This is a genomic window from Micromonospora sp. NBC_01739 (genome assembly GCF_035920385.1).
GTDB lineage: Bacteria > Actinomycetota > Actinomycetes > Mycobacteriales > Micromonosporaceae > Micromonospora.
The window spans coordinates 1,996,991-2,012,696 of the sequence record NZ_CP109151.1 but is presented as its reverse complement, the minus strand read 5'-3'; the positions used below and the strand labels follow the sequence as shown (position 1 = coordinate 2,012,696).

General features: G+C 71.9%; 12 protein-coding genes. 8 read left to right on the top strand and 4 right to left on the bottom strand.

Translation table 11 applies throughout. From position 1 onward, the window contains the following. Window positions 1–414: 414 nt before the first annotated feature. Window positions 415–2,526 (top strand): cellulose binding domain-containing protein, encoded by a 2,112-nt coding sequence (locus OIE53_RS08985; protein WP_327026132.1) that lies wholly within the window; start codon window positions 415–417, stop codon window positions 2,524–2,526. A 108-nt stretch (window positions 2,527–2,634) separates the two neighbouring features. Then, complete coding sequence (locus OIE53_RS08980) at window positions 2,635–3,570, top strand: oxidoreductase (protein ID WP_327026131.1); 936 nt, start codon at window positions 2,635–2,637, stop codon at window positions 3,568–3,570. Between the two features lie 83 nt (window positions 3,571–3,653). On the opposite strand, the gene OIE53_RS08975 is transcribed toward OIE53_RS08980, so the two are convergent. Beyond that, on the bottom strand, window positions 3,654–5,039 hold the full coding sequence (locus tag OIE53_RS08975) for an extracellular catalytic domain type 1 short-chain-length polyhydroxyalkanoate depolymerase (protein WP_327026130.1): 1,386 nt from the start codon (window positions 5,037–5,039) through the stop codon (window positions 3,654–3,656). Between the two features lie 336 nt (window positions 5,040–5,375). On the opposite strand from OIE53_RS08975, the gene OIE53_RS08970 reads away from it, so the two are divergent. The 4 genes from OIE53_RS08970 to OIE53_RS08955 all read left to right on the top strand — a co-directional run bounded on the left by OIE53_RS08970 (window position 5,376) and on the right by OIE53_RS08955 (window position 9,196). After that, window positions 5,376–6,650: an MFS transporter gene (locus tag OIE53_RS08970; RefSeq protein ID WP_327026129.1), complete on the top strand. Its 1,275-nt coding sequence runs from the start codon at window positions 5,376–5,378 to the stop codon at window positions 6,648–6,650. 160 nt (window positions 6,651–6,810) lie between these two features. Beyond that, complete coding sequence (locus tag OIE53_RS08965) at window positions 6,811–7,662, top strand: fumarylacetoacetate hydrolase family protein (RefSeq protein ID WP_327026128.1); 852 nt, start codon at window positions 6,811–6,813, stop codon at window positions 7,660–7,662. Then, window positions 7,659–8,222 (top strand): SDR family NAD(P)-dependent oxidoreductase, encoded by a 564-nt coding sequence (locus OIE53_RS08960; RefSeq protein WP_327026127.1) that lies wholly within the window; start codon window positions 7,659–7,661, stop codon window positions 8,220–8,222. Before OIE53_RS08965 ends, OIE53_RS08960 begins: the two co-directional genes overlap by 4 nt. An 11-nt stretch (window positions 8,223–8,233) precedes the next feature. Next, window positions 8,234–9,196, top strand: coding sequence for an aldo/keto reductase (locus OIE53_RS08955; RefSeq protein WP_327026126.1), 963 nt, complete (start codon window positions 8,234–8,236; stop codon window positions 9,194–9,196). Between the two features lie 5 nt (window positions 9,197–9,201). On the opposite strand, the gene OIE53_RS08950 is transcribed toward OIE53_RS08955, so the two are convergent. After that, complete coding sequence (locus tag OIE53_RS08950) at window positions 9,202–11,421, bottom strand: glycoside hydrolase family 95 protein (protein WP_327026125.1); 2,220 nt, start codon at window positions 11,419–11,421, stop codon at window positions 9,202–9,204. Between the two features lie 236 nt (window positions 11,422–11,657). Here OIE53_RS08950 and OIE53_RS08945 point away from each other — a divergent pair, with 236 nt between their 5' ends. Together OIE53_RS08945 and OIE53_RS08940 are read left to right on the top strand one after the other, a co-directional pair. Beyond that, complete coding sequence (locus OIE53_RS08945; RefSeq protein ID WP_327026124.1) at window positions 11,658–12,839, top strand: macrolide family glycosyltransferase; 1,182 nt, start codon at window positions 11,658–11,660, stop codon at window positions 12,837–12,839. Between the two features lie 155 nt (window positions 12,840–12,994). Then, window positions 12,995–13,492 carry a GNAT family N-acetyltransferase gene (locus OIE53_RS08940; RefSeq protein WP_327026123.1) on the top strand — a complete coding sequence of 166 codons (498 nt, stop codon included), beginning with the start codon at window positions 12,995–12,997 and terminating at the stop codon, window positions 13,490–13,492. A gap of 7 nt (window positions 13,493–13,499) precedes the next feature. Here the strand turns inward: OIE53_RS08940 and OIE53_RS08935 are convergent, their stop codons facing one another. Further along, complete coding sequence (locus OIE53_RS08935) at window positions 13,500–14,672, bottom strand: 4-hydroxybenzoate 3-monooxygenase (RefSeq protein ID WP_327026122.1); 1,173 nt, start codon at window positions 14,670–14,672, stop codon at window positions 13,500–13,502. A 138-nt stretch (window positions 14,673–14,810) separates the two neighbouring features. Further along, complete coding sequence (locus OIE53_RS08930) at window positions 14,811–15,596, bottom strand: IclR family transcriptional regulator (protein ID WP_327026121.1); 786 nt, start codon at window positions 15,594–15,596, stop codon at window positions 14,811–14,813. Window positions 15,597–15,706: the final 110 nt, after the last annotated feature.

Below are 15,706 nucleotides of genomic sequence, written 5' to 3'. Positions count from 1 at the left end.
CGCCAGGGCAGCAACAAATGCACCCAAAGCCGAGGTGACTGTCCCGACCGGTCGGGACTCGGTCAGCGAATCGCCGGTGCGGGCCAGATGGGGAAACGGCCGGCTCTCATACCCCGCTCCCGTGCGGGAGGCTCGCCTTCGCCGGATGTCCCGGTGCAGGTGGATCCCCGGCGCGGTGTTCGGGATGGCCTCGGCCCGAAGGTGGGTGGGCAAGAGGCGTTGAGTGATCGCCGTACGCTGTGCCATTCTGATCCGTCGATGTGTTTGTCGGGCGCGAGTGGCCGTCATCCGATGGGCAGCCGGGGCCGTTCTGGCCTGCGGCGGGTGACGGCAGGTGAGTTGGTCGTTCTCGTATCGCCGCTGGTCGTGGGCTTCGGCCGGGCGGCTCCCGCTTGTGATCGAAAAAGGACATCCATGAGAATTCCGAACAGGCACGGTGTTCGACCCTCCGCCCGATCGAGGCGGCTGCCCCGGCGCGGAGGCGCGCTGCTCGTCGCGGGCCTGCTGCTGACCACCGGCGCACTGACCGGGGCCACCGCCCCGAGCGCTGACGCGGCGGTCGCGCCGGTGACGGTGACGGTGAATACGCGGGCCGGGCTGGCCACCGTGCCCGACACCGCGCTCGGCGTCAACCACGCCATCTGGGATCAGTATCTGGCCACCGAGGAGACCTCGGACCTGCTGCGCGACGCCGGGGTGCAGATGCTGCGCTACCCGGGTGGCTCGTACGCCGACATCTACCACTGGCGCGACCACACCGCGCCCGGCGGCTACGTGGCCCCCGGCACCGATTTCGACACCTTCATGGGGGCGGCGCGTCGGGTCGGGGCCGAGCCGATGATCATCGCCAACTACGGCACCGGCACTCCGCAGGAGGCGGCCGACTGGGTGCGGTATGCCAACGTGACCAAGGGCTACGGCGCGCGGTACTGGACGGTCGGCAACGAGAACTACGGCAACGGTCACTACGGGTCCGGCTGGGAGGCCGACCACCATCCCGACAAGAGTGCCACCTACTACGCGAACCTGGTGGTCGACTACGCCGAGGCGATGAAGGCCGTGGACCCGACCATCAAGGTCGGCGCGGTGCTCACCATGCCGGCCAACTGGCCGGACGGCCTGACCGCCGGCAACGACCCGGGCCCGTGGAACCAGACCGTGCTGTCCATCGCCGGGCCCTCGATCGACTTCGTGGACGTGCACTGGTACCCGGGTGGCAGCCCCGCCGAGTCGCTGCCCCGGACCAGCCACATCAACGACGCGGTGTACCTGCTGCGCCAGCAGATCACCCGGTACGCCGGCCCGAACCCCGGCCGCATCGGGATCAGCCTCACCGAGGTCAATGTCACCTCCGAGGGCATGACCAGCCAACCGGCCGCCCTGTTCCTGGCCGACGCCTACAGCGGTCTGCTCGCCAACGGGGTGTTCACGGTGCACTGGTGGAACGTGCACAACGGCATCGGCCGGGTGAGCACGGTGGCGGGGCAGACCGACTACGGCGACTTCGGTTTGCTCTCCAGCGGCACCTGCACCCCGGACGGCTCGGTCTGCGAACCCCCGGTCAACACCCCCTTCGCGGCCTACCACGGGTTGACCATGATGAGCCGGTTCGCCCGCAGCGGTGACCAGTTCATCCGGGCTGAGACCGACCAGCCGCTGGTCAGCGCGCACGCGGTGCGGCGGGCCAACGGGGAGGTGGCGGTCCTGCTGATCAACAAGGACCCGGACAACGCCCACCCGGTCACCATCGACTACGCCGGGTTCGTCCCGGCCGGCGGGGCGCCGACGGTGCACACCCACACCAACGGGGCCACCGAGGTCACCACCGCCCGCAGCGGCGAGGCGACCAGCCGTACCCTGCCGCCGTACTCGCTGACCACCCTGGTGGTGCGGCCGGCGACCGCGGTCACCGGGGCCCCCGGCGCCCCCGGCCAGCCCACCGCTACCGGCGTCACCGACCGGGAGGTGACGATCACCTGGCCGGCCGCCACCGCCGGGGCCGCCCCGATCGCCAAGTACGAGGTGCACCGGCAGAACGGTGCGGTCAGTGAGCAGCTCGGCGAGACCTCCGGGACCAGCCTGACCGTCGGCAACCTCGTCCCGGGGCGCAGGTACACCGTCAACGTGCTGACCCGCGACACCGCCGGACGGGTCTCCTGGTCCTCGCCGCCGCTGACCTTCACCACCGGCAGCCCGGCTACCAGCGGCTGCACCGTCCGTTTCGCCAGCACCACGGACTGGGGCAACGGCTACGTGGCCAACGTCGACATCGTCAACGACAGCGAGCACACCATCGACGGGTGGACCCTGACCTGGACCTGGCCCACCTCCTGGCAGCGGGTCGGCAGCGGATGGAGCGCCACCTGGGAACAGGTCGGCGACACCGTGCGGGTGACCAACAACGACGACAACCGTCGGCTCTCCGCCGGGGCCTCGACCACTGTCGGCTTCGTCGGCGAGTACAGCGGACCGAACGTCGTACCGACGGCCTTCCGGCTCAACGGCACCCTCTGCACCATCGGCTGACCCCGAGCGGTCCGCCGGCGGCCATCCCGCCGGCGGACCGCACCGGTCGCCCTGACGAGCCCGACCTGGTCGCGCCGGCCGGGCCCCGCGCGAACCGAGGAGCGACAGATGACCCACTGGGCGTACGACGACATTCCCGACCAGCGGGGGCGCACGGTGATCGTCACCGGGGCCAACAGCGGGCTCGGCCTGGAGACGGCGCGAGCGTTGGCCGGCAAGGGTGCGCGGGTGGTGCTCGCCTGCCGGGATCGCGGCAAGGGTGAGGCCGCGGCCGAGACGATCCGCGCCCGGCACCCGCACGGCGAGGTGCACTGCCGTCGCCTCGATCTGGCCGACCTGGACTCGGTGGCCGCCTTCGCCACCGCCTACCGGGCCGAGCACGACCGGCTGGACCTGCTGGTCAACAACGCCGGGGTGATGTATCCGCCGTTGCGGCGTACCCGGCAGGGCTTCGAACTTCAGTTCGGCACCAACTACCTGGGTCATTTCGCGCTCACCGGCCGGCTGCTGCCCCTGCTGCTCGCCACCGGGCAGGCCCGGATCGTCAACGTGGCCAGCAACGCGCACCGCACCGGGCGGATCGACCTGGACGACCTGAACTGGCAGCGGCGGCGCTACGCCCGGTTCGCCGCCTACGGGCAGAGCAAGCTGGCGATGCTGCTGTTCACCCTGGAGCTGCACCGACGGCTGACCGGGGTCGGATCGTCGTTGCGGGTCACCGCCGCCCATCCTGGGTGGACCTACACCGGGCCGAGTCAGGGGCGGGACCGGCTCGTCACGATCGTCAACGGCATCGGCCGGTACCTGGCGATGCCGTTGGCCGAGGGGGCCCTGCCGATCCTGCGCGCCGCCACCGACCCGGAGGCCGAGGGCGGCAGCTACTGGGGCCCGGCGCACCGGGCGGAGAACGTCGGCCCGCCGGTGCGCGCGACCCGCAGCGCCCGGGCCCTCGACGTCGGGGTGGCACAACAGCTGTGGGCGCGAAGCGAATGCCTGACCGGCATCCCGATCGACCTGCCGCCGGTCGACGCGACGACACCCTGAGCGGTACGCCCTGTGCCAGATGGTCGGGGAGGAGCGCCGGTGCCCCGGCCGATGACGGCCGGGGCACCGATCTGGTCGAGGGGTCAGCTACAGGCTGCCCCGTTCAGGGTGAAGCGGTCCGGCGGGGTGCTGGTGCCGGTGTGGGTGGCCTGGAAACCGAAGGTGATGCTCTGGTTGGCCCCGATGGTGGCGTTGTAACCGACATTGCGGGCGGTCACCTGGTTGCCGGTCTGGGTGATCGTGGCGTTCCAGGCGTTTGTCACCTGCTGGCCGCTGGCCGAGGTCCACTGCACCGTCCAGCCGTTGATCGCGACCGGGCTGGTGTTGGTGACGGTGAGGTTGGCGACCAGGCCGTTGTTCCAGGTGTCGGCCGTCCACTGCACCCGGCAGGAGGTGGCACCCGGCGGCGGGGTCGTCGGCGGCGGAGTGGTGGGCGGCGGCGTGGTCGGCGGGGGAGTGGTGGGCGGCGGAGTCGTCGGCGGGGGAGTCGTCGGCGGCGGGGTGGTGGGCGGCGGGGTGCTGCTGGTCAGGCCGAAGAAGTCGATCGCGGCCCGGGCCATGCCGGTCGAGGGCAGGCTGTGCCCGGCACCCTGGATGGCGTACGCCTCCACCCGCACCGTGCCGGTGGAGTCGGCGAACTGACGCCGGTTCCAGTTCGCCTGCGGGGTGTCCGTGCGGGTCGGGTTCTGGCTCAGCCCGGCCACGTTGGTCCACTGCTCCACCGACTCCTGAAGGAGCTGGAAGGGGATCAGGTTGTCGTTGGTGCCGTGCCACAGCTGCACCCGAGGGCGAGGCCCGGTGTAGCCGGAGTACGCCTGCCGGACCGCGTCACCCCACTGCTGCGGGGTCCGGTCCATCCGGCCGTTGACGCACTGGCTGTTGGTGGGCGGGAAGTCCGCGGCGTTGGCGAAGCAGTTGAACGGCACCCCCATGAACGCCGCGCCGGCCTTGTAGACGTCCGGGTAGAGCGCCATCAGGGCCTGGGTCATCATGCCGCCCGACGAGCTGCCGGTGGCGTACACCCGCTGCGGGTCGCCGCCGTACTGGCGCTGGGCGTAGCTGACCATCGACATGATCGACACGGGGTCACTGCCACCGTTGCGCACCTTCGAGGCGGCGGACCACACGTCGAAGCAGTTGCCGAAGCCGGCCTGCTGGGTGGCGGTGGGGTAGATGACCACGAAGCCGTACTGGTCGGCGAGGCGGCCGAACTCACTGCCGGAGTAGAACCCGGGGCCGTTGCCGCCGCAGCCGTGCATGGCGACCACGACGGCGGGATTGGCGGGCCGGACGTCCGGCACATAGATGTGCATCCGCATGTTGCCCGGGTTGGTGCCGAAGTTGGTCACCTCGACCAGGGACGCGGCGGAGGCCGGTGACGGGGCGAAGAGCACGCCCGTCACGGCGAGAAGGGACGCGGCAGCCAGGGATCCCAGCGCCGCTACGGTTCGTTTCACGTCCACCTCCATGGACTACGACAGCGCGCCGGACCGGGCCACGGCAAGCGTGGACCGAGGACGAGGACCGGCGTCGCGATGCGCGAGGTGCTGCCCTACGGAGCCTGGTGTCCGTCCACCTCGCCGTACCAACGGTGCAATTCGTGCCAATCCGCTGCTTCGCGTGTAGCCAAAGTATGGGCGCGCACCATGGGTCGGAGCAAGATGCTTGTGAATATCGATAATTCCGGTCATCCATGATCCCTCTTTTCCACGGTCCTCTCCGGCCGGTCGGTCGCCGCGCACCGGCGACCTCGCGCGGGGGCCGAGCGAGGGCGCGGGGTCTGCGATGATTCGGCGGTGACGGGGGTGGAAGAACCAGTAGCGACCACGCAACCGGCCGGCTCAGAGTCGACCGGTGCGGAGTCGAGCGGTCTGGGCGGCCGGTACTGGCGGCTGTGGTGGGCATCGGCGGTGTCCAACCTGGCCGACGGGGTCGTCAAGGTGGCTCTGCCGTTGGTCGCCGTCGGGTACACGACCTCACCGGTGCTGGTCGCCGGGGTGGCTGCCGCGTTCAGCCTGCCGTGGCTGCTGTTCGCCCTCCCGGCCGGCGCGCTCGTCGACCGGCTCGACCGGCGGCGGGTGATGGTGGCCGCCAACAGCCTGCGGGCGGCCCTGCTCGGGGCGCTGGCCCTGGCCGTGGCCCTCGACGCCGGCTCGATCTGGCTGCTCTACCTGGTGGCCTTCGGCGCGGGCGTCGCCGAGACCCTGTACGACACCTCCGCCCAGTCGATCCTGCCGCAACTCGTCCCGCGAGCGGCGCTGTCCCGCGCCAACGGACGGCTGTACGCCGTCGAACTGGCCGCCAACCAGTTCGTCGGCCCGCCGCTGGCCGGCTTCCTGGTCGCCGGCGCAGTGGCGTACGCGATGCTCGGGCCGGCCGGGCTCTGGGCCGCCGCGGTGGTCGCCCTGCTGCTGGTCGGCGGCCGGTTCCGGGTCGCGCGACAGGGCACGAGCACACTGCGCGCCGACATCGCCGAAGGCGTACGGTTCCTCTGGCGACACCGACTGCTGCGGACCCTGGCACTGATGGTCGGGGTCAGCAACCTCACCACCACGGCCACCTTCGCGGTGCTGGTGCTGTACGCGGTCGGGCCGAACTCGGCCATCGGGCTCAGCGAGCCGGGCTACGGCCTCCTGCTGACCACCCTGGCGGGGGGCATCGTGCTCGGGTCACTCGTCGCCGCGAGGATCGAGCGGCTGCTCGGCCGGGCCCGCGCGCTCGGCGTAGCGATGGTCGCGATCGCGGTCGTCGTGGGCGCTCCGGCGCTGAGCACCAACCCGTTCGTCCTCGGCGGAATCTTCTTCGTCGGCGGGATCCTGCTCACCGCCTGGAGCGTCATCACGGTCTCGCTGCGCCAGCGGATCACCCCGGACCGCCTGCTCGGGCGGGTCAACAGCGGATACCGGCTGCTGGCCTGGGGGAGCATGCCGGTGGGAGCGTTGGTCGGGGGCGGGCTGGCCGAGCTGTTCGGCCTGCGGGCGGTCTTCGTCATCATGGGCGTACTGGCCCTGGCCCTGCTGGTCGGCATGCGCTGGGTCACCGACGCCGCCATCGAAGCCGCCGAACGCGCCACCACCTGACCACCGGGCGGAGCATTCTCGACCTCAGACCCGCCGGGTCGTGACGCACCCTCGCAACGGACGCGGCTTCGCCGTTCGTTTGCGGCTGGGCCTTGCCGTTTACTCATCGATGCGGATAGAACCAGGCGGATAGATCCGATGTCTGGCCGAAGGGTGTGCCGTGAAGCTACTTCGAGTGGGAGCCCTCGGGCGGGAACGGCCCGCCGCGCTGGACCCGGCCGGTCGGCTGGTCGACCTGTCCGGCCTGGTGTCCGACATCGACGGGGCCTTCCTCGACGGCGACGGCATCGAGGAGGTACGTGCGGCGGTGCAGGGCGGCAGCCTTCCGCAGGTTGATCCCACGGTCCGCATCGGGGCCCCGGTCGCCCGACCCGGCAAGGTCGTCTGCGTCGGGTTGAACTACTTCGATCATGCCGCCGAGATCGGTGCGAGACCACCGGCCGAGCCGGTCCTGTTCCTGAAGGCGTCGTACACCGTGGTCGGCCCGAACGACCAGGTGCTGGTACCCCGGGGCAGCCGCAAGACCGACTGGGAGGTCGAACTCGCCGTCGTGATCGGCCGCACCGCCCGCTACCTGACGAGCCCGGCCGAGGCCCTGGCCTGCGTCGCGGGGTACACGATCGCCAACGACCTCTCCGAACGCGAGTTCCAGCTGGAACGCGGCGGCCAGTGGGACAAGGGCAAGTCCTGCGAGACCTTCAACCCTCTCGGACCCTGGCTGGTCACTCCGGACGAGGTGCCCGACCCGCAGCAGCTGGGCCTGAGGTGCAGTGTCAACGGCATCCTGCGCCAGGACGGCAACACCAAGAACATGATCTTCGGGGTGGCCGAGATCATCCACTATGTCAGCCAGTTCATGGTGTTGGAACCGGGCGATGTGATCAACACCGGCACCCCGGCGGGGGTCGCCCTGGGGATGCCCGACCCCAAGCCGTACCTGCGCGGCGGTGAGGTGATCGAGATGGAGATCGACGGGCTCGGTCGGCAACGCCAGCCGGTCGGCACCGCGTGAGCGGGGAGTTCACCGGGCTGGCCGCCGTGGTGACCGGCGGAGGATCGGGCATCGGCCTGGCGACCGCCGAGCTGCTGGCCGCGCGGGGTGCCGCCGTGGCCTGCCTGGTCCGGGTCACCCGGGCAGCTTTGCCGTACCTGCGGGTCTCCTCGGCCGCCGCGATCGTCAACATCTGCTCGATCGCGGCGACCGCCGGCCTGCCCGGCCGGGCCCTCTACAGCGCCACCAAGGGCGCGGTGCAGGCCCTGACCCTGGCCATGGCCGCCGACCACCTAGCCGAGGGCATCCGGGTCAACTGCGTCAACCCCGGCACGGTAGACACCCCCTGGGTACGCCGACTGGTCGACGCCGCCGCCGATCCCGCCGCCGAGTACGCGGCCCTGCGCGTCCGCCAACCCCTCGGGCGGCTGGTCACCCCGGTCGAGGTGGCGGCGGCGGTGGCCTACCTGGCCGGTCCCTCGGCCGCCGCCACCACCGGGACGGTGCTCGCGGTCGACGGCGGAATGCACGGCCTGCGGCTGCGCCCGGCGGGATCCACCGACAACCACCCCCACCGGTGAATCGAGACCTCATGAGGCGGCTGGGCAGTACGCAGGTAACGGTCAGTCAGCTCGGCTTCGGGTCCTCCGGGATCGGCAACCTGTACCGGGCCGTGGACGAGGAGACCGCCCTCCGCACCGTGGAGGCGGCCTGGCAGGTGGGCGTCCGCTACTTCGACACCGCCCCGCACTACGGCCTCGGCCTGGCCGAACGTCGGCTGGGAGCCGCCCTGGCCGACCGGCCCCGTGCCGGGTACACGGTGTCCACGAAGGTCGGTCGGTTGCTGGTGCCCTCGCCACAGACCGCCCACCTGCGCGATGAGGAGGGCGGCTTCGACGTCCCGGCCGACCATGTCCGGCAGTGGGACTTCAGCGCCGAGGGGGTGCGCCGGTCTCTGGAGTCCAGTCTGGACCGGCTGGGCCTGGACCATATCGATGTGGTGCTGCTGCACGACCCGGATGAGCACTGGCGGCAGGCGGTCGAGCAGGCGTACCCGGCGTTGCACGAGCTGCGGGCCCAGGGGGTGGTGGGTGCCATCGGCGTCGGAATGAACCAGTGGCGGATGCTGCACCGGTTCGTCCGGGAGACCGACATCGACACCGTCATGCTGGCCGGGCGGTACACCCTGCTGGACCAGTCCGCGCAGGACCATCTGCTGCCGGCCTGCGAGGAACGGGGGGTGTCCGTGCTCGCCGCCGGGGTCTTCAACAGCGGGGTGCTGGCCACCGAACAACCCGGCCGGATGTACGACTACCGTCCGGTGCCGCCGCCGATCCACAACCGGGCGGTACGCATCGCCGCGACCTGCCGACGGCACGGGGTGAGCCTGCCGCAGGCGGCGATGGCCTTCGTGGCCCGGCATCCGGCGGTGGCCACTCTGGTCGTCGGGGCCACGAGTGCCGAGCAGGTGAGACGCAACGCCGACCTGCTCACCAGGCCGGTGCCGGACGCCCTCTGGGTAGACCTGGTGGCCGAGGGTCTGCTCTCCTCCTGAGCCGGTCAGCGCGGCTCGACGAGCAGTTCCCGGCCCTCGATGCAAACACGCACCGGGGCCCGGCGCCGGGTGCGATCGGCGGTGATCGTGAAGTCGGTGACCCGACCGGCCCGCCACACACAGTCGACCCGGTAGCCGCCCCGGGCCCGCAGCCCCGCGAAGCTGCCGTCGGCCCAGTGCGGCGGCAGGGCGGGCAGCAGGTGGATGACGCCCTCGTGGCTCTGCAGCAGCATCTCCGCGATCGCCGCGGTGATGCCCAGGTTGCCGTCGACCTGCATCGGGGGGTGGGTGCAGAGCAGGTTGTCCAGGGTGTTGTGCCGCAGCAGACCCCGGAGCATGGACCAGGCCGGCTGCGCCTGGCCCAGCCGGGCGAAGATCGCCACCCGCCAGGGCCAGGTCCAGGACCGGCGGCTGTCGCCGGTGACGGTGTCGTCGCTGACCGGGCCGCCGTCGCTTCGGCCGCAGCGGGCCCGCAGGGACACCAGGGCCGCGGCGGCGAGTTCCGGGGTACCGGCGGGGGTGATCTGGCGGCCCGGGTACACCCCGAACAGGTGGGAGGTGTGGCGGTGCCGGTCGTGCGGGTCGTCGCGGTCCGCCCGCCACTCCTGAAGCTGACCCCACCGCCCGATCTGGTGCGGTGCCAGCCGGGCCTGCCGGTCGGCGACCGTGGCCTGGAACTCGGCGTCGACCTCCAGGGCGGCGGCGCAGTCCAGGTAGTTCTGGAACAGGTCCCAGATGATCTGGTGGTCGTACGGCACCCCGTCCTCACGGGGGCCGTGCTCCGGCGACCATCCTTGCGGGGCGAGGAGGTGGCCGGTGCCGTCGTCGACCAGCCGGTCGGTCCAGAAGCCGCAGATCTCCTTGATCAGCGGATAGGCGGTGTCCCGCAGGTATCCGAGGTCCTGGTTGAAGGCCCAGTGCTCGTAGAGGTGCTGGGCGTACCAGGCGCTGGCCACGGTGTTCCACTCCCATGAGTTGCCACCGAAGATGCTCTGGCTGGTGCGGGCCGTCCAGCCCCGGGTCCGGGCGCCGAAGGCGTTGCGGGTGGCCACCCGGCTGGGTACGGCCACCTGCCGGATGAACTCCACGAGCGCCCGGTGGCTGTCGCCCAGGTCGGTGGTCTCGGCACACCAGTAGTTCATCTGGACATTGATGTTGGTGTGGTAGTCCGCCGCCCAGGCCGGCTGATTGCTGTCGTTCCACAGCCCTTGCAGATTGGCGGGCAGCCCGCCGGGTCGGGAGGAGCTGTGCAGCAGGTACCGGCCGAACACGAACATGGTCTGCTCCAGTTCGGGGTCGGCGTCGCCCGCCCGGTAGCGGGCCAGCCGCTGGTCCGTCGGCAGGGCGGTGACCTCGTCGGGGCTGGCCCCCCAGTGCACCCGTACCCGGTCGGCTGTCGACCGGGCCTGCGCCACATGGGCCGCGCGGAGCACGGCATGAGGTTGCCCGGCGGCCCGGTCCAGGGTGGCGCGTACCACCGGCTCCGGATCTGCCCCCCGCCACCGCGCGGCGGCGTCCAGCCGGTAGTCCGTACGGGCGTCCAGCAGCAGGGTCAACCGGGTGGCCGAGCGTACCCGCAGGTGGTGGCCCTCGGCGGTGACCTGCCCGTCGGTGGCCGCCACCCGGACGGCGGCGGCGTACCGCAGCCCGTTGCCCAGCACACCGCGAAAGGCGATGGTCCCGGCGTGGGCGGTCGTGGGTGCCTCCTGGGCGCTGGTCAGCGTGATGTCGCAGTCCAGGGCCCCGGGCCGCTCGGCGGTGTAGTGCAGGACCAGCAGGTCGGCGCCGCGACTGGCGAAGGCCTCCCGCCGCACCCTCTGACCGGGTGCGCCGAAGCGGGTGGTGTGCAGGCCGGATTCCAGGTCCAGATCCCGGCGGTAGCCGATGTCCGGCTGGGGGTGGAAGCGCAGGTGCAGGTCGCCGAAGGCCAGGTAGCAGCCGAACCCGGTCATGCTCGGGTCGAAGACCTCGTCGGGCTGCCCGGCCAGGGCGTTGTCGTAGTCCGCTACCCCGCCCCACAGGCTCTGCTCGTTGAACTGGATCCGCTCGTGGTCGGGCCGGCCGAAGATCATGGCACCGAGGCGACCGTTGCCGATCGGCAGGGCCTGGGACTGCCAGTCCACGGCGGGCCGCCGATACCAGAGCAGGTGCCGACCGGTCGGGGTGGCGGCACAGGAGTCGGTGCCTATCGCCGGAAGGTACCGCCGCCGGTGCCCGGCCGACAAGACCCGCCGGCGTCAACCGGGTTGACCGACCCGGCCCGGTGCCACTACGGTCGTACTCATGATCATCGCATTCATGCGCCTGCGTTCCGCCTGAGGCGACGCCTGACGCCGGTCGTGCCTCGACCGGCGCCTTCCTCGGCCCGACGACGCCCTCGCCCCGGCGAGTGGCCCGGGCCCGGTCCGCGTCGCCTCCCTCGGATGACACCGTCTCTCCGACTCGACAGGACCTTTTTCCAATGCGTAAGCCAGCTCATATCGCCATGGTCGGCGCCACCGCGCCCAGCCACATCTACCCCTCCTTGGCGCTGATCCGCGAACTGGTCGACCGGGGTCACCGGGTGACCTACGCGGTCGGCGAACCCCTGACCGACCTGGTCGCCTCTACCGGGGCCGAGCCGATCGCCCACCCGACGATCCTGCCCCAAGGCGACACCCCGTGGCCGGAGGACCCGGCCACGGCCATGCGGGTGTTCCTCGACGAGGGCATGGCGGTGCTGCCCCGACTGACCGCCCGCTACGACACGGACCGGCCGGACCTGGTGCTCTACGACATCGGCGGGCTGCCCGGCCCACTGCTGGGCCACCGGTACGGGGTGCCGGCGGTGCAACTGTCACCGACGATGGTCGCCTGGACCGGCTACCAGCAGGACATGGCGGACTTCTTCACCGCGCTGACCTCCTCGGACTCCGGGCGGGACTACTACGCCACCTTCGACGCCTGGCTGGCCGAGCACGGCATCCCCGCGGATTCGCGTACCTTCGTCACGTTCCCCGAGCGGGTGCTGTCGCTCATTCCCCGGGTGATGCAACCGAACGCCGACCGGGTCCCGGACACGGTCCGGTTCGTCGGCCCGTGTCTGGACCCGGCCCGGCTAGCCGAGCCGGGGTGGACCCCACCGGCCGACGGGCGGCCGGTCCTGCTGGTCTCCTTCGGTACGGCGTACAACGACCAGTTGCCGGTCTACCGGGCCTGCCTGGAGGGGTTCGCCGACTCGCCGTGGCAGGTGGTGATCGCCCTGGGGGACAAGGTGGACCCGGCGGACCTGGGGCCACTGCCCGGCAATGTCGAGGTGCATCGCCGGGTGCCGCAGCTGGTGGTGCTGGCCCACGCCTCGGCCTTCGTCACCCACGCCGGCATGGGGGGCTGCACGGAGGCCCTCTGGTTCGGGGTGCCCACGGTCGCGGTCCCGCAGGCGGTCGACCAGTTCGCCAACGCGCAACAGCTGGTCGACGCCGGCCTGGGTCGGCTGCTGCCCGCCGAGGAGGTCACCCCCGAGACCCTGCGGGCGGCGGTCGACGCGGTAGCCGCCGATGCCTCCGTGCGGGACCGCCTGGCCCAGGTCTGCGCCGAGGTACGGGCCAACGGTGGTGTCACCGGAGCGGCCGACGCGGTGCAGGACCACCTCACCAACCACTGACCCCGACCGGTCCGCTCCGGAGAAGCCCTCTGGAGCGGGCCGGCGGTCGACCCGGCGGAATGTCGGAGTACGGTGGGCCCCGGCGCGCGATCTTCGGCGGGCCGGGGTGCCGAAAACCGCCCCTGAGCAGGTACGGGGCGAACGGGGTGAGGCCGATGGCCGAGGTGGTGCTGCGGCCGATGACGGCCGCCGACGCCGACCGGGTGCTGGCGATCTACCAGGCGGGGCTGGACGGTGGACAGGCCAGCTTCGAGACCCTTGCCCCCAGTTGGGCCGCCTTCGACGCCGGGCGGCTGCCGGCCCACCGCCTGGTGGCGGTCGACTCCGGCGGCACCCTGCTCGGCTGGATCGCGGTGTCACCCACCTCTACCCGGCAGGTGTACGCCGGGGTGGTGGAACACTCCGTCTACGTGGACCCGGCGGCACAGGGGCGGGGAGTGGCCCGGCTGCTGCTCGACGGGCTGATCGCCTCGACCGAGGCGGCCGGCATCTGGACGATCCAATCCGCGGTCTTCCCGGAGAACACCGCCAGCCTGGCCCTGCACCGTCGGGCCGGCTTCCGGGTCGTCGGGGTCCGTGAGCGGGTGGCCCGCCACCACGGCCGCTGGCGCGACGTGGTGCTGCTGGAACGGCGCAGCCCGGTCGTCGGCTGACCGGCCGTCACACCTCCGCCAGCCCGACGTAGTTCTCGGCCAGGCTGGTGGCGTACGCGGGGGAGGTGGTCAGGTAGCGCAGGTTGGCCTCCTGGAGTTTCGCCTCGTACGGGTCGTCGGCGTTGAGGCGGTGCAGCATCGAGGTCATCCACCAGGAGAACTGCTGGGCCCGCCAGACCCGGCGCAGGGCGGTACGCGAGTAGTCGTCCAGCAGGTCGGTGCGACCCTCGGCGTACCAGGCGGCGAAGGCGTCCCCGAGCAGCGCCACGTCGGCCAGGGCCAGGTTCATCCCCTTGGCGCCGGTGGGGGGCACGATGTGCACGGCGTCCCCGGCGAGGTACAGCCGTTGCCACTGCATCGGCTCGACCACGAAGCTGCGTAGCGGGGTGATCGCCTTTTCCAGGATCGGGCCCTCGTTGAGGGTCCAGCCCGGCACGGTCTCCAGCCGGGTCCGCAGCTCGGCCCAGATCCGCTCGTCCGGCCAGTCGGCGATGTCCTCCTCGGCCGGGACCTGGAGGTACAGCCGGGAGATCTGCGGTGACCGCATGCTGTAGAGGGCGAAGCCCCGTTCGTGGTGGGCGTAGATGAGTTCCTCGACCGCGGGTGCGGCGGCGGCGAGGACGCCCAGCCAGGCGAAGGGGTAGGTGCGCTCGTAGGTGTGCAGCACCCCCTCCGGCACGGCCGCCCGGCTGACCCCGTGGAAGCCGTCGCAGCCGACCACGAACTCGCAGTGCAGTTCCTCCTCGCGCCCCTCGTGCCGGTAGTGCACCACCGGCGCGGGCGAATCCAGGCCGGACAGGCCGGTCGCCTCGGCGGAGAACAGGATCGTGCCCCTGGCGGCCAGCCGGGCGGCGATCAGGTCCTTGACCACCTCCTGCTGCCCGTACACGGTGATCGCCCGGCCGGTCAGGTCGGTCATCGCCACCCGGTGGGACTCCCCGGCGAAGCGCAGTTCGATGCCCTCGTGCCGCAGGCCCTCCCGGTCCAGCCGGGCCCCCAGGTCGGTGGCGCGCAGCAGGTCGACCGAGCCCTGTTCGAGCACCCCGGCGCGGACCCGGTGTTCCACGTACTCCCGGCTGCGGCTCTCCAGCACCACCGAGGAGATGCCGCGCCGGTGCAGCAGGTGCGACAGCATGAGACCGGCCGGTCCCGCTCCGACGATGCCGACCTGGGTACGCATCCGTGCCTCCTTGATCGTCGGCGACCTCGTCGCCGTCTCCCACCGCCCTCAGCCTGCCCGCTGCCGACCCGGGCCGCCGCTGTCGGTTTCCGCCCAGTGGAAGGCTGATCTCCGCCGTACCGGCTCCCTGCGCCGGGATCAGGCGGTGGCGCGCTGGGTCGCGGGCGGTTCGTCGGCCAGTCGGGCCGCCACCTGGTCGGCCGCCGCCCGCAGCGCCGGGACCAGCCGCTGCGGCCCCCCACCGAGGCTGTGCCCGACCACCCCGATGGCGGCCAGGGCCGTGCCGTCGGGCCCCCGCACCGCGACCGCGACCGAGCAGGAACCCAGGGTCATCTCCTCGTGGGTCCGCGCCCAGCCGCGTTCGCGGACGGCGGCCAGCTCCCGAGCCAGCCGACCCGGCTCGGTGATGGTGTACGGGGTGCAGCGGCGCAACGGCCCCCGCAGGTGGGCGGCGATCACCTCCGGCGGGGCGTACGCCAGCAGGGCCTTGCCGACCCCGGTGGCGTGCAGCGGCAGGCGGCCCCCGGCCCGGGAGACGGTCGGCACCGCCCGATGGCCGGTGACCTTCTCCACGTACAGGGCCTCGTCGCCGTCCCGGACCGCCAGGTGCACGTTCTCCTGCACGGTGGTGTACAGCTCCTGCAGGTAGGGCAGGGCCACCTCGCGGAGTTGGCCGTGCAGCGGGGAGAGCAGCCCGATCTCCCACAGCCGTACCCCGATGCGGTAGCTGCCGTCGGCGGCGCGCGACAGGGCCCGGCCGCTGACCAGTTCGGCGACCAGCCGGTGGGTGGTGGCCAGCGGCAGGCCGCTACGCCGGGCGATGTCGCTGAGGGTCAACGCCGGATGGGTGGCGTCGAAGGCGCCGAGCACGGCCAGCACCCGTGAGGTCACCGAGGCGCCGGGGGAGCGGCTGCCGCCCGCCATCGCTGCCTCCCGGAGCTGTTCGGAAGCCGAACGGTTGTTCTCTTGCAGAACATGGCACGTGCCCTCGGCTTAGTCAACGTCACGCCGGCGGGCATCCGCGCACCGTTGTC